The organism is Paenibacillus terreus (assembly GCF_042138595.1).
Lineage (GTDB): Bacteria > Bacillota > Bacilli > Paenibacillales > Paenibacillaceae > Paenibacillus > Paenibacillus terreus.
Window position 1 is genome coordinate 83,868 of the sequence record NZ_JBHIRX010000013.1, and the last position, 22,373, is coordinate 106,240.

The window sequence follows — 22,373 nt, forward strand, 5'->3', positions numbered from 1 at the left end:
GTGTCTTTCTTTTTCGTTCATATTCAGTTCATAATCTTCATGTATTTTAGCTTCAGCCGAGAAAGACACTAGATATTCAGAAATGAGGGAGTATGGAGTGAAATCGAACCACAATAAATTCATTTTGACCGGTCTGATCATCGGTTTGATCTTTGCCGAGTTGGACGAGACTGTCGTTTCGACCGCCATGCCGACGATCATACGGGATCTGCACGGTTTGGCGCTATACGGCTGGGTGGCCGGCATCTACATGCTGGCGGCTACGATCTTTATGCCGATCCTTGGCAAACTGGCCGATATCTATGGACGCAAAATCGTCTATCTAAGCTGCATGGGCCTGTTCATTATCGGTTCCATTATTTGCGGGCTTGCGCCGTCCATGACGGTGCTGCTGATCGGCCGGGGCATACAAGGCATAGGGGCCGGGGGGCTGATGCCGCTCGCGATGGTGATCATCGGCGATTCCTATCCGCTGGAGCAAAGGGCCAAAATTCAAAGCTTGTTCGGGCCGATGATGATTTTACCGCAGCTGCTTGGACCCACGCTGGGTGGATATATTGTAGGACATATCAATTGGCATTGGGTATTCCTGATCAATATTCCGGTCGGCCTGATCGCCGCCCTGGTGCTCGGGTTCGCGATGCGGGAATCCCGTGGGGAAGAGAAAAAAACGATCGATTGGCTTGGTTCTTCCGTCCTTACGCTGGGGCTGCTCTCCCTGCTGATGTCCCCGGTGCTCGTTGACAACCAGGGTTACGCCTGGTCTTCGCCGGTCATTGTCGGCATGTTGATTGCCGGCGTTCTGCTGCTTGGCCTGTTCATCTGGATTGAATCGCGCGTGAAGGAACCGATCATCCCGCTTCATTTGTTCCGGAACCGCAATGTGGTCGTGCTGTCGGTTCTTGTGTTTATTTTGATGCTGGGTCTGATGGGCGGCATCTCAACTTTTCCTTTCTTTGCCCAAAATGTTATGGGACTTACCCCGACGGAGTCCGGCTATCTAATGCTTGCTTTCATGGCCGGTGCGATTCCGTCGAGCATCATTAACGGGTTCCTGATTACGAGGATTCCGTACCGGAATCTGTTCATTACCTGCTTTACCCTTCCGGTCATCGGGGTTTACTTGCTGACCCAGCTCGGCATACACACATCTGTCGTCTACATCGTCATCTCGTTCTTCATTCTGGGCCTGGGTCTGGGCGCCTTGTTCGGGGGTGATAACCTGATCGTTCAGGAATCCGTTTCCAGGGATAACAGCGGCATCGCGATCAGTACAGTAGGTCTGGTCCAGTCGCTCGGAACGACGGTCGGCCTCAGCGTGTTCGGCAGTCTGCTTGCGAAACAGATCAAGGACGGCGTATCGTCCATGGCAGGCCAGTTGCCTGCAGGCAACGCGGAACATCTCATGACGGGCGGCATTCCTAAAGGCTTGTCGGCCGACCTGCTGCTGAGAGTACAAAACGTGTTCGTGGATTCCTTTCAGAATATGTTCATGATTGCGTTCGGATTTATCATTGCGGCATTTGTGACGTGCTGGTTCCTGAAAAAAGGGGTTCTGTCGAGCAAAGAAACGTCCGCATAAAACACGGATCAGCTAAATGTTACGCTTAAAAAAGCCAGGCGCGGTGTCTGAATGTTCGCCGGATTTAACCGATTCCGGAAACTTCATGAAGTCACTCCTGGTTTTTTTTGCCTCCCCACAAATGCATCCCTTTGATGATAATGAAACGGAAATTTGGGAGCTTTTCTGAAATAAAATCAGAAATTATTTTCAACGGGTTGATTTTGCCTGCTATGGGGGTTATACTTTTCAGTAGTTAACTTACCATATGATGGATTATTTGGTTCTTATGACCTTTTTCCTAGACCTGTTGAACCATGATGGAGTAAAGCCCGGAACTGTCATACCGCCGATCTGTCGTGAACGTGTATTCACTAAATTGGTTTTGCAAGCGCAAAACAATTTAAATAAAAATGCTAAATGATACAAGGGTATTTTTTAGCAGGGAGGCTGGATAGGGTGCAGAAACAGCTAGTTGGCGAGATTTTTTGGTTGCGGGCAGTAGCCTGTCTGTCGGTCGTGGTGATCCACACTTTTAACTTTGGATATGATTTTTTTCCGGGAGAGCGGAGCAGTCTTACAGATTTAATTCGAATGGCTTTCTTATTTTCGACTCCGACTTTTGTATTTATTTCCGAGTTCTTGAATGCCAAGTCGTATAGTTCATCTGTCCCGGATGGATTTTTGAAGAAGAGAGTTAGAATTCTGCTTCCGCCCTACATCATTTTGGGGTTTGTCTATCCGCTGGCGGATCATACATATTTGGAAGGCGTTCATTCTTACGCTGGAGCCATGGGGGCTTACATTTTTGCGGTAGCCAAAAATCTGATCTTTGCTGACTACGTCGCTTATTTTATACTCATCATCATCCAATTTCATATCCTGCACATCTTGTTATCAAAGTTCTTACTCAGAATGTCCCCGGCTGTTGTGTTAACAGTATCTTTTATAATCAATGCAGGATACTTGATGTTTTTTAATTTAGTGGAACCCAGTTCTGCGCTTCCATTGCATGGGTATATTTGGGGAAAAGGTTACTGGATTCCGTTTCCTGGCTGGATTTTTTACTTTGCTCTGGGTTATTACTGTGGCAAGAACTATGATGCTTTAAAAATGAAAGTTGAGAAATACCGGATTTTGGTTTTGCTGGCACCTATTCTGTTTTATAGCCTGTCGGCAGTATTGCAGCAGTCTCTGCTTTTAGAGGGAACATCCAAGAGATTCGACATGTTATTATACACAACTTCAATGATTTTCTTGATTATTTGTTTGTCTTCGAGAGTTAAAACGGTCCCCAGAATTATATATCTGATCAGTAATTATTCATTCAGTATTTTTTTGCTTCACTTGCTGTTCTTTTACACGTTAAAGCCGCTGCCGCATATGAGTATGCTCGGCTATCAGATTTACATCTTTATTATAGGAGTAGCGGGGGCCATCCTCGTTTCATTTCTGATGAATAAGCTGCCGTTCGGGAAGTTTATTGTCGGTAATGTTCAGAACAGAGCAAATAGCACACGTAGAAGCGGTCCATCGATACTGGTTGCAAATAACGGTAAAGAAATTAGTCAGCCGAAATAGAAGATACGGGCTAAATAAACTTTCAAGAGCTTATCTCCACTTCAACATGAGGGGAGGTAAGCTATTTTTTGTTTCGGACGTTAGCGAGCTTGGCACTCCATAAGGATCTACCCTTCAGTCCCTAGGGGAAGGCCTGACACCTATGTTGGAATTATAAATTCAAAACCTTCACAGAGGTGTTATGAAGAACATTCGTTCTGTGGTATGATAAAGCTGTGTTTTGGCGCAATACAGAAGCCAATCCGTTGTAGTCGTATCAAACCAACTTAGCCATGAGAAATTTCAAACTTGACCACTGAGATCAGTAGAATAGAAGAAGAATATGGACTGGAGGTGTTTTATAATGGCTAAAAAGATAGACGAGAGTGTGGTTCGTCAGATAAAGGACATACTCCAATCGGCGGGTTATAGAAATCCAACCAGTGTTGATTTAGAGAACAAGACAGTTTTTGAGAAAATTTCTACGGAAGAAGATTTTTCTCATATTACTGACCCATTAGCCAAAGCTCTTTTGGAACGTTCTGGCATGCTTTCTCCAGAACAAGGAAAAAAGATGTTAGAGGTTATAGAAGAGGGTAGGGAATGATAAAGAGTTTGAACAAATTTTTTCAACAAAACCAAGTTTAGATTTGACTGCAGAGCTGGCGCTCTATGCTGGAAAGTTTCTAAACGAACACAGGTTACTTGGAAGACCTTGCAAGAATAACGACGGCATATTGGTTGCTACTTGCTTTCAACATAACTTTATACTTGTCTCTAAAGATAAACGTCTTTTAAACTTTGCAACTTATGCTGGTGTGGGGACTGTAGATCTTAATTAATATCGATCGTTTCAATAACCTGAACAGGTTGCTCCGTTGCTTCAGCGAAGGCAACATGTAGCTTGATGCCTGCTCGTTCTCCATGAAACACGCCCAAGGCAAGCGCGTTTTTCCTACCGTGACAGTGGTCGAATCTATGAATAGAAGCTCTTTGGGAATACGCAATTGGCGCTTGGTTGCACATCTTGTTATCCAAGTTTTTGCTCAGAATGTCCCCGGCCGTTGTGTTGACCGTATCGTTTGTAATCAATGCAGGATACTTGATGTTTTTTAATTTGGTGGAGCCAAGCTCTGCGCTTCCATTGCATGGGTATATTTGAGGAAAGGGTTACTGGATCCCGTTTCCTGGCTGGATTTTTTACTTTGCTCTGGGTTATTACTGTGGTAAGAACTATGATGCATTAAAAATGAAACTTGAGAAATACCGGGTTTTAGTTTTGCTGGCGCCAATTCACTTGCTGTTCTTTTACACGTTAAAGCCGTTGCCCAATATGAATATGCTCGGCTATCAGATTTACATCTTTATTATAGGAGTAGCGGGGGCCATCCTCGTTTCATTTCTGATGAACAAGCTGCCGTTCGGGAAGTTTATTGTCGGTAATGTTCAAAACAGAGCAAATAGCACACGCAGAAGCGGTCCATCGATACTGGTTGCAAATAACGGTAAAGAAATTAGTCAGCCGAAATAGAAGTTATGGCCTGGATGAACTTTCAAAAGCTTATCTCCACTTCAACATGAGGGGAGATAGGCTTTTTTTGTCTCGTACGTTAAAATAACATCACCGCCCAAGGCATTCATCGATGTGAGTTTGTTGCAAACCTGACTGACAACGTCGCTGTCTGTCGCCGTTACATTGTAGCCGGAATTAATCCGGCAGCACTGGGACCGTCCAGGCACAAACGGTGATGTTGAACCGCCGGTAACATTACTCACGGTAATATAACCCATAGTAACCACTGAAACGTGCACGTTTTAGGTTTCCATTTCCGTAAACGTTGCATTGAAATGTATTACTGTCTCGGATCCTGACGGCCAACATAATTCTGCTCATGGATTATTCGCACCGGTATCAGGACGTTTTAGAAAGCATGCTTTTTGAGACGATAAAATAAAGCTTGTATTAGCGTACCAAAACCCCTGAAATGACTTTAGGAACGTTCCGAAAACGAACCGTTGTTTTTTGGAACATCAATCACTAGGAAGGCAAAACGATGAAGCTTGCTTATGCTCGGGTCTCTGTGAAAGATCAAAATCCGGAAAGGCAGCTCGTAAAGTTCCGGGAGCTTGGAGTAGAGGAACGTTACATATTTGTTGATAAAATGAGTGGCAAGGATTTTGAGCGTCCAAAATATCAGGCTATGCGAATGCTGGTTCGTAAGGGTGATTTGGTATATATGGATGCGTTAGACCGGCTTGGGCGCGACTATGACGGAATCATTCGTGAATGGAAGTACATCACCCGGGAAGTCGATGCGGATATTGTATGTTTGGATAATGAAGCCTTATTTGATAGCCGAAAGTTCAAAACGATGGGTGACATTGGAAAGCAGCTGGAGGATCAATTTTTAAGCATGTTGGCTTATGTGGCTGAGCAAGAGCGCAAAAAGAATCGGCAGCGGCAGGCGGAAGGGATCGAGGTTGCCTATTGTATAAAGAAAATAAAGTCTTAGACTGCCACTGTTGTCGTTGAACTAACGTACCCGTTTGCTTAACGATCTTGCCAATTTTTTAGCAGGTTAAATCTAAAGGCACCCTAGAGGGTGCCTTTAGATTTCTTTACATTATAATCCTGTAACAGAAAGAGTTGCTTAACTTTCTAAGTAGTCTGCGTATTCTCGGGCATAACTTTCTAGTTGTTCGTCACTCACCTCGAGAATTCCACTTACAACAAAAGGCTGACGATAAATCATTCCAACATAGTTAGCAGTCTGCTGAAATGGCCTTAGTAGCTCGCTAATAGTAAAATTATGGCGACCTCCAGCCTGGAACATGCTTCGAGTCCCCCCTGTGGAAATGGCAACAAGTAGCTCCTTACCTTTCAGTTTATCTCTACCTTTGGCGTGACTGTCAGCTTTGGCGTGACCGTCAGCAAAAATTATTTTATACAATATTTCATCTATCCACTTCTTCAGTAATGAGGGTGAGCTGTACCATTGTAAAGGAAACTGAAATACGATACGGTCGTGAGACAACAATAAGGCCTGCTCACGCCCAACATCTATTTTCTCGTCCGGATAAATTTCGTAAAGCTTGTGGACTGTCACCTTACCTCGTTGTTCAAGCTCCGCTGTCAGTCTTTGATTAATACGTGATGTTTTCAAATCGGGATGGGCGACGATAACCAATGTTTTGAGATCTGAGTGAAGGTTGGAATGGTTTTTCATAACAGCTCCTTATAAAAATAAAATGAGTGATCCTGCTTGCCTGTCATACTCTTTTTAAAAGCATGGAAATCCAAGTTCATAAACCACCCCCCCAAAAATAATATAATTCGAGATATGTCGATATGAAATTACGAAAAAAAATAAAACTACATATCTTGAATTGTCGATATGAATATCTATATAAAAACTGAATCCATTTCAGAATTCAGTCCTTATCATTAGAGTTCTCGCTGAATGAATGAAGCAACTCGCTGTATAGCATCTTCATTTCTCTTGTAATAAGTCCACTTTCCTATTCGAGTCGCGTGTACAAGTCCCGCACGCTGCAGAACAGACATATACTGAGATGTCGTCGATTGAGTCATACCGAGTTTGGTTGTTATTTGACTCACGCACACCCCAGTCTCGATAAGGTCAACTCCCACTCCCCCCTGCGGTTCAAAATGAGCTTCAGGATCTCTTAACCAATCTAAGATTTGAAGGCGCGCTTCATTAGATAATGCCTTAAATACTTCAATGGGCTCTATTTGTCTCATATCACCATTATATCGACGTTTACCGATATGTCAACATGTTCTATTACCTAATATCACCATACTAACCTGCCCGGTCGTCCTCTTTTAGGTGGTACCTATACGTGTATCATCTCATCGAAAATTCGCCAGTTAGCCTTCCATGTCTGATTTTGGCCACCCACGAAAGAAATATCTCTCAAAGTTCACATTATGAACCCAACTGTTCAGCCGCAAGATACATAAATAGCTTTCTGATTGCAAAGCCCAGAATGCCGATCCGGCGTTCTGGGCTTATATCAGGATCATTCATGATGGATAAACAATTCATGATGGATGACCAGTGAAATTTTACTGAAACCCTGCCGAAAATTATTAATTGCCTCCTAATCATTGACAGGATTCCATTTGGGTGTATACTCCTATAAGAATGTAAAGTTACGGGGTCCAAAAGCGGAATGCGGCGCATATATAAAAATAGCGTATTTCCCAAATGATGAAAAGAATGTGATGATATGGGTAATCCCAAGCTAAAAAACAGAAAACCGTTTTTCCTGGAAAAATATTTGACCGGGGAGTCCATTGACTACCAGCAGATCCGGGCCTTATTTATCCCACTTCTGATTGATCAGATGTTCCTGATCGGCCTCAACCTTGTCAATACCGCGATGATCAGCTCGGCGGGTGTGGCGGCCGTCAGTGCGGTTAATATGATCGACTCGCTGAATATTTTCCTTGTGAGCGTATTTGTCGCCGTCGCTACCGGGGGAACGGTGGTGGTGGCCCAGTATAAGGGCAGCGGCAATGACCTGATGGTATCGAAGGCAGCCTCCGGCTCGGTAGCATCAGTAACCCTGCTGTCCGTTGTGATCAGCCTGCTGGTGATCCTGCTCCATAGCCCGATTCTGAACGTCCTGTTCGGCACAGCCTCGCCGGATGTACTGGATCAGGCCAGAGTATATCTGATCGGAAGCGGTATATCCTATGTGGGGGTTGCGGTAGAGCAGGCGGTCTGCGGCGTGCTGCGGGGCATCGGGAGAACAAGGGCGGCGCTCGCGCTTTCCCTGATCATGAACCTGTCCTACGTGCTCCTGAACATCGTGTTCATCAACATCATGGATATGGGCGTGCAGGGGATGACGCTGGCCATCAATATCGCCAGATATGCGGCGGCCGTTTGTGCCATTTACTATCTGGTTAGAATGGACGCAGAGCTGCATGTCCGGATCAGGGACCTGCTGCGGGTAAACTATGCCATGCTGAAGAAAATCATGTTCATCGGCATACCTTTTGCGGCGGAGCAGATGTTTTTTAACGGCGGCAAAATTCTGACCCAGATCTTTATTGTCAGCCTGGGCACGTATGCCATCGCAACCAACGCCATTGCCGGCTCGCTGGCGGGGGTGTTCCAGATTCCCGCGAATGCCTTGTCCCTCACTATTGTGACCGTTGTCGGCCAGTGTATGGGGAGAGGGAACATTAATGATGCGAAGAAATTTACGAAAGCCTTTCTGTGGCTGGGGACTTTCTCTTTCATCTTTATGGGCGTGCTGCTCATGTCCTTGTTCTATCCGCTCGTTGGTCTGTTTCAGCCTCCGGCGGAGATTGTGGACGATATATTCTGGGTCGTGCTGATCAATGCCATTGCCCAGGTTCCGCTGTGGGCGATCAGCTTCATTCTCCCTTCGGCGCTGCGGGCGGCGGGAGACTCGAAATTTACATCCATCACCTCCATGCTGTCCATGTGGCTGTTCCGGGTCGTGCTTGGCTACATTATGGGCATTGTGCTGGGCTTCGGCATTCTCGGCGTGTGGCTGGCGATGAACCTCGAATGGGGCGTGCGGGGAGCGGTCTTCCTGTGGCGTTTCCGGGGTAAAAAGTGGTATGCGCACCGCTTGATCGACTGAGCAGACACAAGCCCATCGACGTATTCGTGTGAATCACTGCATAGGATGAGGTCAATCAGATTTTTTCTGATTGGCCTTTTTTGTTTCGGGTGGTCATGATGAATAATCGGGCAACGGGAAATTAGAAATCATGACAATAAACCAGCAGACAAATTGTAATGGTGCCGGGTGCGCGATAAGCTGAATATGGCAGCATGATGTAGCATAACTTTACTTAAGACCGAACTAACCCTTGATGAACCTGAGAATAGACAGGCATATGATTAAAAAAACGAAGAATAGATAACGGCGTGCGGAAGTTTTGTGCGCGAAAATCACAATTCCGACCGTTCGAAAGGATGCAAAAACGATGAGCTTGGAAGCGCTGAACGAGAGAGTGAAAAGGGATCTTGCTTATCTGGCCTTCGGAGGTGAGGACTGGGTTCGGCCTGTCCGTCATGCGGAAGGGCATGTGTATGATGCTGTTGTCGTGGGCGGAGGTCAATGCGGCCTGGGGATTGCCTTCGGGCTGCTGCGGGAGCGGATATCCAATATTCTGGTCATCGATGAGAACCCGGAAGGACGGGAAGGCCCGTGGGAAACCTATGCCCGCATGGTGACACTGCGCACGCCGAAGCATCTCACCTCCATCGACCTGGGCATTCCTTCCCTGACCTTCCGCTCGTGGTGGGAGGCGCAGACCGGACCGGAGGGCTGGGAAGAGGTGGACAAGATTCCGCGGGGCGACTGGATGAACTACCTGCGCTGGTACCGCAGGGTGCTTCAGCTCCCAGTACTGAACGAAGTCCGATTGAAGCTGATAGAGCCGCGCGAAGACGGCATACACCGCCTGCAAATCGAAGGAGCGGGGGCGCCGTCCGAGCTGCTGCTGGCGCGCAAGGTGATTCTGGCGAACGGCATTCAGGGCGGGGGAGAATGGCATGTGCCGTCCATGATCGCGGAGAAGCTGCCGTCCCACCTCTATGCCCATACCTCGCAGTCCATTGACTTCGAGCGGCTAAAGGGGAAAAAGGTGGCTGTGCTCGGCGGCGGAGCATCGGCCTTTGACAATGCGAATTTTGCGTTGACGGAGGGGGTGGCCGAGGCACATGTGTTCGTCCGCCGCAAGGAGCTGCCGCGCATCAATCCGATCCGCCAGATGGAGGTCTCCGGCATGATCGAGCGCTTCCCGGTGCTGTCGGATGCCGACAAGTATGCCGTGATGGCACACTTTTTCAAGCATAACCAGCCGCCGACCAATGACACCTTTGCGCGCGCCTCCTCATGGCCCGGGTTCCAGCTGCATCTGGGCTCGCCTTGGCTCGATGTGGAGCCCGCAGGCACGGGAGCGGCAGTAGCCACCCCGCATGGAACGTACACGTTCGACTTCCTGATCATCAGCACGGGGCTGCTTACCGAACCTGCGCTGCGTCCTGAGCTGAAGCGGGTGGAAGCCCATATTGCCCGCTGGGGCGACTGTTACACGCCGCCTGCGGATACAGCCAATCCGCTGCTGGACGCGCATCCCTACCTGACTCCGGGCTTTGCTTTTACAGGCCGGGATGCGGAAGGAGAGAAGCTGCTGCACGGGCTTTTTTCCTTCAACTACTCGGCATTGATCAGCTGCGGACTTTCCGCCTCGGCGCTGTCCGGCATGAAATATGCGATCCCGAAGCTCGTGTCAGCGGTAGCGGACCAGCTTTTCCTCGATGACCGCGAGGAGATTCTGAACAATTTTTTTGCCTATAATGAACAGGAGTTTACGGGCGAATGGCCACCTCGAAATCCTTGACGTGCACTGCATTTCCCGTAATCTCAATCGTTTCACCGTGGACGGCTACCCGGACTCTGCCATCCCGCTGAATTTCCTGACCCTGTTCAATGAGGAGATTGAGCGGGGCTGCTGGCTTTTGCGCAATATATCTTGCATAATAAGCTCCCATGACGCCGGAGGCCGTGCCCGTAACCGGGTCCTCAACCGTGCCGGAGAAAGGGGATGAAAAATGGCGCGCATGCATATGTGCATCCGCATCATAGGTTTCCAGACAGAAGGGATGGACAGAGGCACGGGGCATTTCCTGCAAAATATCCGGAAAACGTTTATTATCCGGCTTCATCCGTTTGCAGGCGGCCAGGCTTTTGATGGGAACCAGCAAAGTCCATGTCCCGGTACTGCCGTAGAGGGTCGGGAGATCTGTCTCCATGTCTTCTTTTTCAATGCCCATCGAATGGGCCAGCGCAGGCAGGGAGCCCTTGAATTCCCGAAACTCGGGAGCGGCCTGGCGCATCGTGATATACAGTTGATTCTTTTCCATTGCAGCAATTTTCACCGGCAGTATCCCGGCCTTGGTTTCAATGGTCAGATCCGTCTTGTCCCCCAGCAGGCCTTTTGTTTTCAGCGCGTAAATCGATGCGATCGTGGCATGGCCGCACAGATTGATTTCGTGGCCTGGCGTAAAGTAACGGAGTCTTAAATCAGCCTTGTCCGATGCAAGCGGGAAGGCGGTCTCGTTAAACCCTACCTTTTCCGCTACCTCTCTCATTTGCTCATCGTTCAGATTTTCCCCATCCAGCACAACTCCAGCCGGGTTTCCTTTATTGGGAACATTGCTGAATGCGTCATAGTGGCAGACCTGTATTGTTTTCATTTGTACACCTCGGATGATTGGATTGTAACAACAGATTATCTATTACTGAAAATAGGGATGCCCCAATTATAACCAATAATTTGGACACAGAGGTGAAAATAAATATGGGAAATATTGACATGTTACACCTTCCGAAGTATGATATGGACAAGATTTGGAATCGCTTACAAAAACAAAAAGGAGCTGAGTATGATGTTGACAAGCAAAAGAAGCAAGCTCTCTCTCGTATTGGCTTTAACCATTGTCCTGACGGTGACCGGATTCGCGCTTAAACCATCTTCACCGGTACTCGCCGCTGATGCCTCCGGCACGACGGCCAGCATCGCGGATATTCTGAAAAATCAGCAGCCGGATGGGGGCTGGAAAAAGGATTACTCCGTCACCAGCGGGGAATGGGCCAAATCAACGATCGATAACAAAGCTACATATACGGAAATCAGGAGATTGGCAGGCGAATACGCCAAGACCAAAGACAGCAAATATTCACAAGCGGCAATCAAAGGCATCAACTTCCTCCTGAACATGCAGTACAGCAACGGGGGATGGCCGCAGGTATACCAAGGGACAGGTTATCACAAGCATATTACTTACAATGACAACGCCATGATTAACGTCATGATTCTTCTGGATGAGGTGGGCAGTAAAAAGGGTGACTTTTCCTTTGTAGATACAGCCTTAGCCGATCGAAGCAAAGCGGCGGTTGTCAAAGGTGTGAGCGCGATATTGGCAACCCAGGTGAAGGTGAACGGGCAGTTAACCGTCTGGGGGCAGCAGCACGACTCTGTTACACTGCAGCCGGCAGGGGCCAGAGCTTATGAAGTGCCATCGTTGTGTGCCAGTGAAAGCGTGGGAATTGTCAAATTCCTGAAAACAAGACCTGCCACGCCGCAAATTACCGCTGCCATTCAAGCCGCTGAGAATTGGTTTAAGCAAGTAAAAATTACCGGCATCAAGGTGGTAAAGACCAGCGATGATGTGATCGTGATGGAGGACCCGAGCGCTCCGCCGATCTGGGCCCGTTTCTACGAAATCGGAGCGAATAAGCCGATCTTTGTTGGCCGCGACGGTGTGGTGAAGTACAAGCTCAGCGATATCGACCAAGAGAGAAGAACAGGCTACTCCTGGTACGGCAATTGGCCTTCGGGACTGGTGAATTAATGAAATGAAACTATGAAAAGAGAGCTTATGCTAGCGATAGTATGAGCTCTTTTTGCTGGAATCGGGGATTCAAGCTCTGCACCCGTTCGGTAAACGGTGGGGTCGCTGCGCATCCTGCACACGGAAAGAAAGAGAGAAGCGTTTGAAACATACTGGTTTTACGAGGTATAATTACGGTATTTCAAAGAGCCGGATCAAGATGAGGGGATGGAAAATGCAGAGCAAAAATAAGACCGTCGTGAAATCCATGGACCTCCTTAATCTGTTTCTCACCAGCAGCAAATTAAGTCTGAATGAAATGGTGAATCTGACGGGCATGCCCAAAACCTCGGTGCATCGAATGGCAGGCTCACTTGAAGATATGGGATTTCTGCATAAGGATGAGGACGGAAGCTACTCGCTTGGGCTGCTATTCCTGCAGTTCGGGCAGCTCGTCGCGGACCGGCTGGATATCCGTCAGACCGCGCTTCCGGTTATGAAAGCGCTTCGGGATGATGTGCAGGAGGCCGTCAATCTGATCGTGAAGGACGGCAGCGAATCGTTGTATGTGGAGAAGCTGGAATCCACCCAGCCTGTCAGATTATATACCCGGATCGGACGCAGGGCACCGCTCTACGCGGGGGCCTGCTCCCGGATTCTGCTTGCCTACCAGCCCGAGCGGGAGATTGAACAATATTTGAGCGAGATTGAGCTGAAGCCCATTGGCACTGGGACGATCACGGATAAAAAACAGCTGCGGTCAACGCTTCGGGAGTCACGCCGCAAAGGCTACAGCATCAGCCATTCGGAGCTTGAAAATTTCACCACAGCCGTGGCGGCGCCCATATTTGACTATAAAGGCCTTATCGTTGGCGGCATCAGTATTGCCGGCCCTGATTCCCGGTTCGGGGAGGAACGTATGCCGGAGCTGATTCGGCAGGTCAAGCAGGCCGCACATGACATTTCGCTGAAAATGGGATACCCGTCATCCGCTCACGCGGAGATGTGAGAGGCCTTCAGAGCTCGTTTTTCCGGTATGATTCCGGGAGGACGGGCTCTTTGTTTTGCGTCAAATTATAACTTTGTAATAATTTCTGACATCTTATTGTCGAAGTGGACCGGATTCGCTATAATCAGTCTAAAAAATGGAATGGTTGTTTCGAAATTCGGAACAAATCTATGCTTCCGCAAGATTTTTGCAGGAAGTGAATCTTATTTTCTGGAAAAGGAGGTCAGATAATGTATCGTGTTGATCTGAATTGCGATCTTGGCGAAAGCTTCGGCTCCTATAAGCTTGGCATGGACGAAGAGATACTGCCGTACGTCACATCCGTGAATATTGCCTGCGGCTTTCATGCGGGGGACCCTTCGGTGATGCGGAGGACGGTGCAGCTTGCACTTGCCGCGGGGACAGCGATTGGGGCCCATCCCGGCCTGCCGGATTTGATCGGTTTTGGCCGCAGAAATATGGATATCAGCACCCAGGATGCCCATGATATGGTGGTTTACCAGATTGGGGCGCTGGACGCTTTCGTCAGAGCGGAGGGAGGAACACTGCAGCATGTGAAGCCGCACGGAGCGCTGTATAACATGGCCGCCAAGCGGAAGGACCTGTCCGAAGCCATTGCCCAGGCGGTGTACAAGGTGAATCCTGAACTTATTTTGTTTGGTCTGTCCGGAAGCGAGCTTATTCGGGCGGGAGAAGCCATAGGGCTGCAAACGGCGCGTGAGGTGTTCGCGGACCGCACTTATGAGCAGGACGGCTCATTAACACCGCGGAGCCAGCCGGATGCCTTGATCAAGGATCATGATCAGGCCATCTCGCAGGTGATGCGAATGATCCGTGAAGGTGTGGTGCGCTCAAGAGAGGGGCAGGAGATCCGGATTCAAGCGGACACGGTGTGTATTCACGGTGACGGTCCGCAGGCGCTGGAGTTTGCTCGGCAAATCCGGAAGAGCTGTGAAGAAGCAGGCATTGAATTGGTGGCTGCAGGCCAAACATCATAATTATACGGTTAAGGGGTTGTCGTATATGGAGCTGAAGACGAATGACAAGGGGCACAGCCCGAAAGTAAAGACAAACTGGAGCTTACTGCTGGGGGCGGCCTTCCTGATGGCTACGTCGGCGATCGGTCCGGGCTTTTTGACCCAGACTACCGTATTTACAGAAAAGCTTGCGGCAAGCTTTGGTTTTGTGATCCTTATTTCCATACTGCTGGATATCGGGGTTCAAATGAATGTCTGGCGGATTATTGCCGTATCCGAGAAGCGGGGACAGGATATTGCCAATACACTTTTGCCGGGGCTCGGTTATTTTCTGGCCTTTCTGATTGTATTCGGGGGCATTGCCTTTAATATCGGGAACATCGGCGGTGCCGGGTTGGGCATAAATGTGGTGTTCGGCATCTCCCCGGAGATGGGAGCCGTCCTCAGCGCCGTGATTGCGATTGCCGTCTTCCTGATTAAAGACGCGGGGAAAGCGATGGACCGCTTTACCCAGATCGCCGGGATCGTCATGATTCTCTTGACGTTATATGTGGCTATTTCTTCCGCCCCTCCGGTAGGGGAAGCGGTCGTGAAAACCTTTGTTCCGGATCAAATCGACATGCTGGCTATCGTGACGCTCGTCGGCGGCACGGTCGGAGGGTATATTACTTTTGCAGGGGGTCACCGGCTGCTTGATGCGGGTATACGCGGTAAATCGGCCCTGCCGCAGGTAACCAAAAGCTCCATATATGGCATTCTGGTTACAGGCGTCATGCGTGTCATTTTATTCCTGGCTGCGCTTGGAATTGTCGCCCAGGGACTGGCGATTGATCCGGCGAACCCGCCCGCTTCCGTATTCAGACTCGCGGTGGGCGAGCTCGGCTATAAAATTTTCGGCATCGTGATGTGGGGAGCGGCGATTACTTCGGTCATAGGCTCGGCGTACACCTCCGTGTCCTTTATCCGCACCTTTAGCCCAAAGATCGAAAGAAATCATAAATGGTATATTATCGGCTTCATTGTGGTGTCCACGCTGATTTTTGTGCTGGTCGGCAGACCGGTCAAAGTGCTGGTGCTGGCCGGGGCCTTCAACGGCATGATCCTTCCGATCTCCCTGGCCGTGCTGCTCATTGCCGCATACAAAAAGAAAATCATCGGCGATTACAAGCACCCGCTGTGGCTTGCTATTTTTGGGGGACTGGTCGTTGTGCTTATGACCTATATGAGCGGATACACGCTGGTCAACGAAGTTCCGAAGCTGTTTGAATGATCGATGGATGGACAGGCAATTCGGCGTCTTATAGTTCCGGCTTGTGAATTGAAGAGAGGACTTATGAATATGAACAACAACGAACTTCTGGTGGAAATGTCTCCGCTTGGGGAAGCGGCCATACGTCTGGAGCTGGGGGACCGTATTCATCCGGAAATACACCGCAAGGTCAAAAGGGTGCATGACCACCTTGAGCGGCATCCTTTTCCGGGAATGATCGAATGTGTGCCTGCATTTGCAGCCATTACGGTCTTTTACGATCCGTTTCAGGTGAAAATGTCACACCAGGACCAGCCGCAATTCGGTAACCGGTCAACCTATGAAATCGTTGCTTTGCTCCTGGAACAGCTGCTGTCCGGTATGGGAAAATCCGCCCCTGGGGAGCCCCGGGTGGTTGAAATTCCGGTGTGCTATGGGGGAGAGTTTGGACCGGACCTGGTGGATGTAGCGGAGCATCACCGGCTGCGGCCGGAGGAAGTCATCGATATACATACCGGCGGCGAGTATCTTGTATATATGATCGGTTTCGCCCCCGGGTTTCCATATCTGGGCGGCTTGCCGGAACGCATTGCTATCCCGAGACGATCCTCCCCGCGCACGTCCATTCCGGCTGGTTCGGTCGGGATTGCAGGCATACAGACAGGGGTCTACCCGATCTCCACTCCAGGGGGGTGGCAGCTGATCGGGCGTACGCCGCTGCGGCTGTTCCGGCCGGACGCCAACCCACCGAGCCTGCTTCAATCCGGCGATGTTGTCAAATTTCGGGCGATCTCCCCGGAGGAATTTGCACGGTATGAGGAGGAGAACCACGAGAAAGAGAGTGGTGAGGAGAAGAGAGTGCATGAGGAAGAGAATGCATGAGGAGGAGAGCGCATGAGCCTTGAGGTGATGCGTCCTGGCATGCTCACCAGTATTCAGGACCTTGGCAGATATGGATACCAGAAGCACGGTGTCATTGTGAGCGGAGCGATGGACACGTATGCCCTGAGAGCGGCGAATCTGCTGGTCGGCAATAAAGAAGGGGAGGCGGCGCTGGAGATGACCCTGACGGGCCCTTCCCTGAAGGCTGGGCAGGATCTGCTGGTCGCCATCACCGGTGGAGATTTGTCGCCGATAGTGGACGGCCAGCCTGTTCCCATGTGGCGGCCTGTGCTGCTGAAGGCGGGCAGCGTCCTCCAGCTCGGCGGTGCGAAATCAGGCTGCCGCGCCTATTTGGCGGTGGCCGGCGGATACGCCGTGCCGAAGGTGATGGGCAGCAAGAGCACCTACCTGCGGGCCGGCCTCGGGGGCTTTCAGGGCAGGGCCCTGCAGACGGGCGATGTTCTGGAGGTTCTGCCGCCGCAGGAAGCCTCTCTGCGCATTATGCGCAAGCTTGAACCAGCCCCCGGAAGCTCCTTCGGTTCCGTGAAATGGTCTGCCAGGGAGAGAGGCATCCCGGGACAGGGCAGATGGGTAACCGTGCGGGCGCTGCGGGGCAGCGAGTACGATCACTTTGACGAAAGCAGCAGACAAAGCCTGTGGGAGGAGCCCCTTCTCGTGACCCCACAATCGGACCGCATGGGCTACAGGCTGTCGGGGCCTGTCTTTAAGCTGCGGCAGCCCTTCGAAATGATCTCTGAAGCGGTCACTTTGGGCACGGTGCAGGTGCCGCCCGACGGCAATCCAATCATTCTGCTGGCCGACAGGCAGACAGCAGGCGGATATCCGCGTATTGCGCAAATCGCCGCCGCAGATGTGCCGTTCATCGCTCAGTTAAAGCCCGGTCAAAGATTGAAGCTCCGGGAAATTACACGGGAAGAGGCGGAACGGCTTTATCTGGAGCGGGAAGAGGAGATACACGCTTTAAAAACGTCCGTTAATATGAGATTTATGTAAAATTAGCAGACATTGAAAAAGAGTAGATATTGATGAAATTCATTGTTTGATCGGGACTCCAGAAAGTTTAATATGTAAGATTTCACAATAAATCGAAGGCTGCTGGGGAGTAGTCCAATCCGGTCTCGAGGGCAAACATACACTTAAAGTAGTCCAATGCAACAGATGGCTATACCCGATGATACTTTAAGGAGTTGGTGATCCTTGATGGTTGAACTGGTTTTAACGCTCAATGACCGGGACGGGAAATATGCGAAGCATGCGGCTGTTGTTCTTGCGTCCATTTTCTCCAATATTAAGCAAACGATCAATGTGCACATTTTGCATGATGAAACCCTAACTGAAGAAAGCAGATTAAAGCTCGCCCAGCTCGCCAAGACCTTCCAACATTATATTTTTTTCTATCATGTTACGGTTCCTGAGGATATGCTTCAAGCTTCAGCCGAGGTGCATAAAATTGATCATTGGACCAAAGCCAGCATGTACCGTTTATTGCTGCCGAACATTCTTCAGACTGACAGGGTCATTTATGTGGACTGCGACGTATGGGTCAATATGGATATCAGCGAATTGTGGAGCATTGACCTGGGAGAATGTTATCTGGGCGCGATTCTGGATCAGGGGAAGGATAATCTGGGTGATTATTTTCTCACCATGGGGCTGAACGGAGACGTATACTTTAACTCGGGCGTCATTCTGTTTCATTTGGACAATATCCGCAAAAAAGAGACGTGGTATGATGAGCTGCTTCATTTCTTGCGTCATTACCCCGCGACGACCATGCCTGATCAGGATGCCTTGAATTTCATATTTGGCTCCAATTATATGCAATTGGATCAGCGCTTCAATACATTCGCTCACGATGACCTCGATCCGGTCAATAAAATTGTGCATTTCGCCGGAGAAGACAACAAGTGGTGGGATGACCATTCACCTTGCGCTCCGATCTATCGTTCGTTCCTTGCCATCACGCCTTGGGCTGAGACATGTGCGCCAGCGTCTGCAGCTAACCATCAGTGCGGACCGCAGAAAGAATGCACGGCAGCACAGCCTCCGGTGATTGCTCAGCCTGAGCCGCCGGCTTCAGCAGCCCAGCCGGTGGTAATCCAGCCTGAGCCACTGGCTCCAGCAACGGCCCAGCCGGTGGTCATTCAGCCTCAGGTGAAACCGGTTCCTCCAATCCCGGTCAGATTTCTGCCGCAAATTCCCGCAGCGCCTGTCAAGCCTAAGCGCCGCAGAAAGCTGCGGCTACGCTTAAGACCAGGACTGCGGAAGAGAAGAATAACCTGCGGCAAATGCCGCTCCTGCCGCTCCATAAGAAAAGTAAGACGGAGCAAGCGTCAGCATGTATTGAGAAGAAAAGCACGGCCAGCAGTGAAGAAGTCTCCGATTGTGATGAAAAGGATCATTTATGTGATAAGAGGGAGATCTCTGAAAAAAAGCTCACGCTATCTAAAGCGCAGCTCATAACACCTCTTAAGAATCGATCTTACCGGAAAAAGTACTTGCAATCCAGGTTGGCTGGCGTCGGATTTAACCGGCGTCAGCTTGTCAGTTTTTCTTTGAGTTCTTACAGACTCAACTTTCGCAGAGGACAAATTCAATTAAACCTTTGTAGCTGCTGGCTGGCTTCTGAGGAATTCGAATCCCCTCCTTGCAAGCTTGTCGATTTCATGCTGTGAAAATTAAGTGAACTCAATTTATGGACTCTACCTAATCATCCGTGCTTGACAGTCAAGCCGCCCGTCGATCGTGGCAAGGCATGTGAACTCGCTGCCCAGAAGCCTTGCACGATTATCCCGTTGGATCAGGTAAACGTAAACAGAAAACCGGGAACCTGAAACCTGAAACCGAAAATATACTTTAGGCGCGTTAAAGAAAATAACGGATCAAATGAGGCACGAAAATGCCTGTTGTTACGCTATTCAGGACCATCGAACGGGTTTGTTATTTTGGGATCGTGCCTTATGGAGAAGCAGATCGGTTCGAGATCATGAGGCGATCTTAGAAGAAAGCAGATCGATTCGAGATCATGAGGCGATCTTAGAAGAAAGCAGATCGATTCGAGATTATGAGGTGATATTAGAAGAATGCAGACCGGTTCGAGATCATAAGGGATCTTAGGAAAAAGCAGATCGGTTCGAGATCATGAGATGATCTTAGGTGAAAGCAGAGCGTTTGGGTGATGTTAAACCGACCGAGAGAGAAGGAGGGAGCGCAGTCAAGCCCTGAAAAAATAAAAGACTCTGGCCCCGTTGCCGCTTGAACCTGAATTTTTCCGATGTCCTCGTTCATGCTAACCCACACCGTTCAAGCCACGCCCATCATACTCGCTTTTCCTCGTTCAAACCCTGTGATCAGGACGCAGCCGCAAGAAGCTGAACCGGTTGGCGCGCGATCAATCGGCGGTAAGGGATCGCCGGAATCGCCACGCCCATGTACAACAACTTCTGCCATATCGGTTCTTTCGCTCCGGGCAGGCGCAGTCGGCGGCGTATGGTGTACTCGTTGAGGTACGCCTGCAGATGCTTCGGACCTAAGGCTATATACGTACGCTTCAGCGATGTCCACGCCTCTCTCACCACTTTCCGCAAGGGTCTATACAGCCGAAAGGTTTGAGGGAACGACTGTACCGCCGATCCACGGACATCTACCTGTTCATGGATAAACGCAGCGAGTTCGAGTCGATTCGCTCCGTTCCCATCTCCCCTCCTCTGCGGCACCAGGCGGATTTTGACCTGCTCCGGCTCGCCCGATTCCGTAACCGTGCATCCCGCTACGACTGCCGAAGCATGCGGATGAGGAAACTGTGGCCGGGCCGGATTACGCCCATACAGGTCGCTGTTCACCTTCACGTCTCCGCAGAGCAGCTCCCGGGCGTCGAACTCCCCGATGGCATGGCGGATGCGGTGCAGCATCAGCCAGGCGGTCTTGTAGGTGACCTGGATCACCTGGCTCAGCCGCATCGCCGAGATGCCGTCGGGCAGCAGGAACAACTCCAGCGCCTGGAACCACTTGGTCAGGGGGAGATGGGTGCGTTCAAAAATCGTGCCGACCAAAGCCGACGTTTGATGCGCACACCTGGCGCACTCGAACAAGGGAATACGCCGGGAAGTCAGACGGCTACAGCGGGTATGAGCGCAACGCGGGCAGACGAAGCCGTTCGGCCACTTCATCGCGATCAATGCCTCCATGCAGTCCTGCTCGTTGTGATAACGAATGCTAAAGGATTGAAGCTCTGTTTCCGCTTGAATTTCCATGTCTGCTCGCCCCCGAATCAACAAAATACGAACATACGATCTTTTTATCAGTATACCAAACGTATGTTCCTATTTCAAGCTGAACATCCCACTTGAGCCGCCTCTTTTTTTCGTATCTCTTTACTCTTTATTCCTTCCCCTAGGCTCACCTCAACCCATTCTGAGCAAACGGGATAATCATGCAAGGCTGTATGAAGAGGCAACAGGCAACAGGTAACGGACAACAGGCATCAGGCATCAGGCAACAGACAACAGGTAACGGACAACAGGTAACGGGCAACAGGCACCAGACACGAGGCACCAGACACCAAACACCAAACACCAAACACCAAACACCATACTCTATAGACACCTGTCTCACTCTGGATACTAGACTCTGAGCGGGACGAATCTCCTTCTTCCAAGAAAGCTAGAAAAAAGTGTCTGTTTTGATTCAGCGTCAACTCCAGCAGTTGATCTCCGTTTTGCCCAGTCACATCAAGGCCTGTTTGCTGATTTCAAGCTGTGAAAGTGGAGTTACAGAGAAACGCAACTAAGTTGGCTTCATATCGTCCACTTGTTGAGCAGTGGAAAGGGTTCGTGGCAGATCGGCTTAAGGGCTTAAACAGACGGTGTGGGGAAGGGGGAATACTGCAGCAGGCCGCCGGGAACATGCCGGCCGCCTGCTTTTTAATCAACGAAATGTCCGTTGTCTTATTGCACATTCGCCCCTTGATAGGGGAACTGTGAGGAATAGTTGCTGAATTGCTGAAAGGTTTGATCTAGCTTCTGCTGCTCCTCCGCTTCGAGCTTGTAATGTCCTTTGCGGAACATCATTTGGTACAGATCATATTGGCATTGGTGCGTCTCGTTCAGCACGGTTATGATGTCCTGATGCAGAGCCTGGTGGCTTGCTTCACGGGCGGAGACGTTAAAGCTGTCAGTCAGGTATTTTTCCGTTGCCAGCAGATCGTTGAGCCGATCCCGGTCGTTCATTGCTGGGCCCTTGACTTGGGGCTCGTAGGGAGGTTTCGGGTTTTTGATCATATTGGCGTTTTGGCTTTGGTTCTGATTCTGGTTCTGGTTCTGATTCTGATTCTGATTCATGCCGCTCATCCTCCTTGTCATTGTTGCAGCTGCTGTACCCATTCCATTTCCGCGGAATTGTCATTCTGCAGATGTTTGAGCAGCAGATTGTAATGCCGCTGGTGCATCTGGCCGGCCTGTTCAATGGACTGTGCAATTTCCGGGTCGGAACATTCGGAGGCAAAGTGGCTGCATTTTTTCATCGCTACAAGCTCCCACGATAGCTGATCCTTCAAATATAAATGGTCCTTGGTCGTGATCACCTGCGGGGGGACGGTCATGACCAACTGCTGCTGCTGTCCCTGGCCCTGTGTCTGGTTTTGCTGCATGTTTGAGGACTCCTTTTCCATAAAAATTTGCCCTACCTCTGTACTTGCATTTCTTAG

At 49.8% G+C, this 22,373-nt stretch carries 20 protein-coding genes and 2 pseudogenes; 15 read left to right on the top strand and 7 right to left on the bottom strand.

Annotated features, from left to right (window positions below; genetic code table 11):
• Positions 1–97 precede the first annotated feature (97 nt).
• The 4 genes from ACE5KN_RS21135 (at position 98) to ACE5KN_RS21150 (ending at position 3,963) form a co-directional block, all read left to right on the top strand.
• Entirely contained in the window at positions 98–1,582 is a 1,485-nt protein-coding gene (locus ACE5KN_RS21135) for an MDR family MFS transporter (protein WP_375527022.1), read from the top strand.
• A 438-nt stretch (positions 1,583–2,020) separates the two neighbouring features.
• A complete protein-coding gene (locus tag ACE5KN_RS21140; RefSeq protein WP_375527021.1) occupies positions 2,021–3,142 on the top strand; it encodes an acyltransferase family protein in 1,122 nt (373 codons plus the stop codon).
• Between the two features lie 343 nt (positions 3,143–3,485).
• A complete protein-coding gene (locus ACE5KN_RS21145; RefSeq protein ID WP_375527020.1) occupies positions 3,486–3,728 on the top strand; it encodes a hypothetical protein in 243 nt (80 codons plus the stop codon).
• A 43-nt stretch (positions 3,729–3,771) separates the two neighbouring features.
• On the top strand, positions 3,772–3,963 hold the full coding sequence (locus tag ACE5KN_RS21150; protein WP_375527019.1) for a type II toxin-antitoxin system VapC family toxin: 192 nt from the start codon (positions 3,772–3,774) through the stop codon (positions 3,961–3,963).
• A gap of 7 nt (positions 3,964–3,970) precedes the next feature.
• Here ACE5KN_RS21150 and ACE5KN_RS21155 read toward each other — a convergent pair.
• A pseudogene (locus tag ACE5KN_RS21155) lies at positions 3,971–4,155 on the bottom strand (IS4 family transposase); the annotation flags it as partial.
• A gap of 215 nt (positions 4,156–4,370) precedes the next feature.
• Between ACE5KN_RS21155 and ACE5KN_RS21160 the strand changes: the two are divergent.
• Entirely contained in the window at positions 4,371–4,652 is a 282-nt protein-coding gene (locus tag ACE5KN_RS21160) for a hypothetical protein (protein WP_375527018.1), read from the top strand.
• Positions 4,653–5,175: 523 nt separating this feature from the next.
• Positions 5,176–5,607 (top strand): annotated as a pseudogene (locus tag ACE5KN_RS21165) (recombinase family protein); the annotation flags it as partial.
• Between the two features lie 165 nt (positions 5,608–5,772).
• Here the strand turns inward: ACE5KN_RS21165 and ACE5KN_RS21170 are convergent.
• Positions 5,773–6,348, bottom strand: coding sequence for an NAD(P)H-dependent oxidoreductase (locus tag ACE5KN_RS21170; protein WP_375527017.1), 576 nt, complete (start codon positions 6,346–6,348; stop codon positions 5,773–5,775).
• A 218-nt stretch (positions 6,349–6,566) separates the two neighbouring features.
• Positions 6,567–6,875, bottom strand: a complete 309-nt coding sequence (locus tag ACE5KN_RS21175) for an ArsR/SmtB family transcription factor (protein WP_375527090.1) — start codon at positions 6,873–6,875, stop codon at positions 6,567–6,569.
• Between the two features lie 500 nt (positions 6,876–7,375).
• On the opposite strand from ACE5KN_RS21175, the gene ACE5KN_RS21180 reads away from it, so the two are divergent.
• Complete coding sequence (locus tag ACE5KN_RS21180) at positions 7,376–8,767, top strand: MATE family efflux transporter (RefSeq protein WP_375527016.1); 1,392 nt, start codon at positions 7,376–7,378, stop codon at positions 8,765–8,767.
• Positions 8,768–9,116: 349 nt separating this feature from the next.
• Positions 9,117–10,538: an NAD(P)-binding domain-containing protein gene (locus ACE5KN_RS21185; RefSeq protein WP_375527015.1), complete on the top strand. Its 1,422-nt coding sequence runs from the start codon at positions 9,117–9,119 to the stop codon at positions 10,536–10,538.
• On the opposite strand, the gene ACE5KN_RS21190 is transcribed toward ACE5KN_RS21185, so the two are convergent.
• Positions 10,507–11,394 (bottom strand): PhzF family protein, encoded by an 888-nt coding sequence (locus ACE5KN_RS21190; protein ID WP_375527014.1) that lies wholly within the window; start codon positions 11,392–11,394, stop codon positions 10,507–10,509. The genes ACE5KN_RS21185 and ACE5KN_RS21190 overlap by 32 nt on opposite strands.
• A 192-nt stretch (positions 11,395–11,586) precedes the next feature.
• On the opposite strand from ACE5KN_RS21190, the gene pelA reads away from it, so the two are divergent.
• From pelA to ACE5KN_RS21225, 7 genes are all read left to right on the top strand, one after another.
• On the top strand, positions 11,587–12,552 hold the full coding sequence (gene pelA / locus ACE5KN_RS21195) for a pectate lyase (protein ID WP_375527013.1): 966 nt from the start codon (positions 11,587–11,589) through the stop codon (positions 12,550–12,552).
• Positions 12,553–12,766: 214 nt separating this feature from the next.
• The gene (locus ACE5KN_RS21200) at positions 12,767–13,540 is read left to right on the top strand and encodes an IclR family transcriptional regulator (RefSeq protein ID WP_375527012.1); all 774 of its coding nucleotides are present in this window, start codon (positions 12,767–12,769) and stop codon (positions 13,538–13,540) included.
• Between the two features lie 230 nt (positions 13,541–13,770).
• Positions 13,771–14,538 (top strand): LamB/YcsF family protein, encoded by a 768-nt coding sequence (locus tag ACE5KN_RS21205; protein ID WP_375527011.1) that lies wholly within the window; start codon positions 13,771–13,773, stop codon positions 14,536–14,538.
• A 25-nt stretch (positions 14,539–14,563) separates the two neighbouring features.
• Positions 14,564–15,787 carry an NRAMP family divalent metal transporter gene (locus ACE5KN_RS21210; protein ID WP_375527089.1) on the top strand — a complete coding sequence of 408 codons (1,224 nt, stop codon included), beginning with the start codon at positions 14,564–14,566 and terminating at the stop codon, positions 15,785–15,787.
• A gap of 63 nt (positions 15,788–15,850) precedes the next feature.
• Positions 15,851–16,648: a 5-oxoprolinase subunit PxpB gene (gene pxpB / locus ACE5KN_RS21215; protein ID WP_375527010.1), complete on the top strand. Its 798-nt coding sequence runs from the start codon at positions 15,851–15,853 to the stop codon at positions 16,646–16,648.
• A gap of 12 nt (positions 16,649–16,660) precedes the next feature.
• Entirely contained in the window at positions 16,661–17,662 is a 1,002-nt protein-coding gene (locus ACE5KN_RS21220; RefSeq protein ID WP_375527009.1) for a 5-oxoprolinase subunit C family protein, read from the top strand.
• Positions 17,663–17,869: 207 nt separating this feature from the next.
• A complete protein-coding gene (locus ACE5KN_RS21225) occupies positions 17,870–19,132 on the top strand; it encodes a glycosyltransferase (protein ID WP_375527088.1) in 1,263 nt (420 codons plus the stop codon).
• A gap of 887 nt (positions 19,133–20,019) precedes the next feature.
• Here ACE5KN_RS21225 and ACE5KN_RS21230 read toward each other — a convergent pair.
• The 3 genes from ACE5KN_RS21230 to ACE5KN_RS21240 form a co-directional block, all read right to left on the bottom strand.
• On the bottom strand, positions 20,020–20,922 hold the full coding sequence (locus ACE5KN_RS21230) for a transposase (RefSeq protein WP_375533144.1): 903 nt from the start codon (positions 20,920–20,922) through the stop codon (positions 20,020–20,022).
• A gap of 693 nt (positions 20,923–21,615) precedes the next feature.
• Entirely contained in the window at positions 21,616–22,008 is a 393-nt protein-coding gene (locus tag ACE5KN_RS21235) for a spore coat protein (protein ID WP_375528871.1), read from the bottom strand.
• 17 nt (positions 22,009–22,025) lie between these two features.
• On the bottom strand, positions 22,026–22,316 hold the full coding sequence (locus ACE5KN_RS21240) for a ferritin family protein (RefSeq protein WP_375528872.1): 291 nt from the start codon (positions 22,314–22,316) through the stop codon (positions 22,026–22,028).
• Positions 22,317–22,373: the final 57 nt, after the last annotated feature.

Coding starts and splice junctions, on each gene's coding strand:
- ACE5KN_RS21145 (WP_375527020.1), top strand. CDS start 3,486: ATGGCTAAAAAGATAGACGAGAGTGTGGTTCGTCAGATAAAGGACATA.
- ACE5KN_RS21160 (WP_375527018.1), top strand. CDS start 4,371: ATGAAACTTGAGAAATACCGGGTTTTAGTTTTGCTGGCGCCAATTCAC.
- ACE5KN_RS21170 (WP_375527017.1), bottom strand. CDS start 6,348: ATGAAAAACCATTCCAACCTTCACTCAGATCTCAAAACATTGGTTATC.
- ACE5KN_RS21180 (WP_375527016.1), top strand. CDS start 7,376: ATGGGTAATCCCAAGCTAAAAAACAGAAAACCGTTTTTCCTGGAAAAA.
- ACE5KN_RS21185 (WP_375527015.1), top strand. CDS start 9,117: ATGAGCTTGGAAGCGCTGAACGAGAGAGTGAAAAGGGATCTTGCTTAT.
- ACE5KN_RS21190 (WP_375527014.1), bottom strand. CDS start 11,394: ATGAAAACAATACAGGTCTGCCACTATGACGCATTCAGCAATGTTCCC.
- pelA (WP_375527013.1), top strand. CDS start 11,587: ATGTTGACAAGCAAAAGAAGCAAGCTCTCTCTCGTATTGGCTTTAACC.
- ACE5KN_RS21200 (WP_375527012.1), top strand. CDS start 12,767: ATGCAGAGCAAAAATAAGACCGTCGTGAAATCCATGGACCTCCTTAAT.
- ACE5KN_RS21205 (WP_375527011.1), top strand. CDS start 13,771: ATGTATCGTGTTGATCTGAATTGCGATCTTGGCGAAAGCTTCGGCTCC.
- ACE5KN_RS21210 (WP_375527089.1), top strand. CDS start 14,564: ATGGAGCTGAAGACGAATGACAAGGGGCACAGCCCGAAAGTAAAGACA.
- pxpB (WP_375527010.1), top strand. CDS start 15,851: ATGAATATGAACAACAACGAACTTCTGGTGGAAATGTCTCCGCTTGGG.
- ACE5KN_RS21220 (WP_375527009.1), top strand. CDS start 16,661: ATGAGCCTTGAGGTGATGCGTCCTGGCATGCTCACCAGTATTCAGGAC.
- ACE5KN_RS21225 (WP_375527088.1), top strand. CDS start 17,870: ATGGTTGAACTGGTTTTAACGCTCAATGACCGGGACGGGAAATATGCG.
- ACE5KN_RS21230 (WP_375533144.1), bottom strand. CDS start 20,922: ATGGAAATTCAAGCGGAAACAGAGCTTCAATCCTTTAGCATTCGTTAT.
- ACE5KN_RS21235 (WP_375528871.1), bottom strand. CDS start 22,008: ATGAATCAGAATCAGAATCAGAACCAGAACCAGAATCAGAACCAAAGC.
- ACE5KN_RS21240 (WP_375528872.1), bottom strand. CDS start 22,316: ATGCAGCAAAACCAGACACAGGGCCAGGGACAGCAGCAGCAGTTGGTC.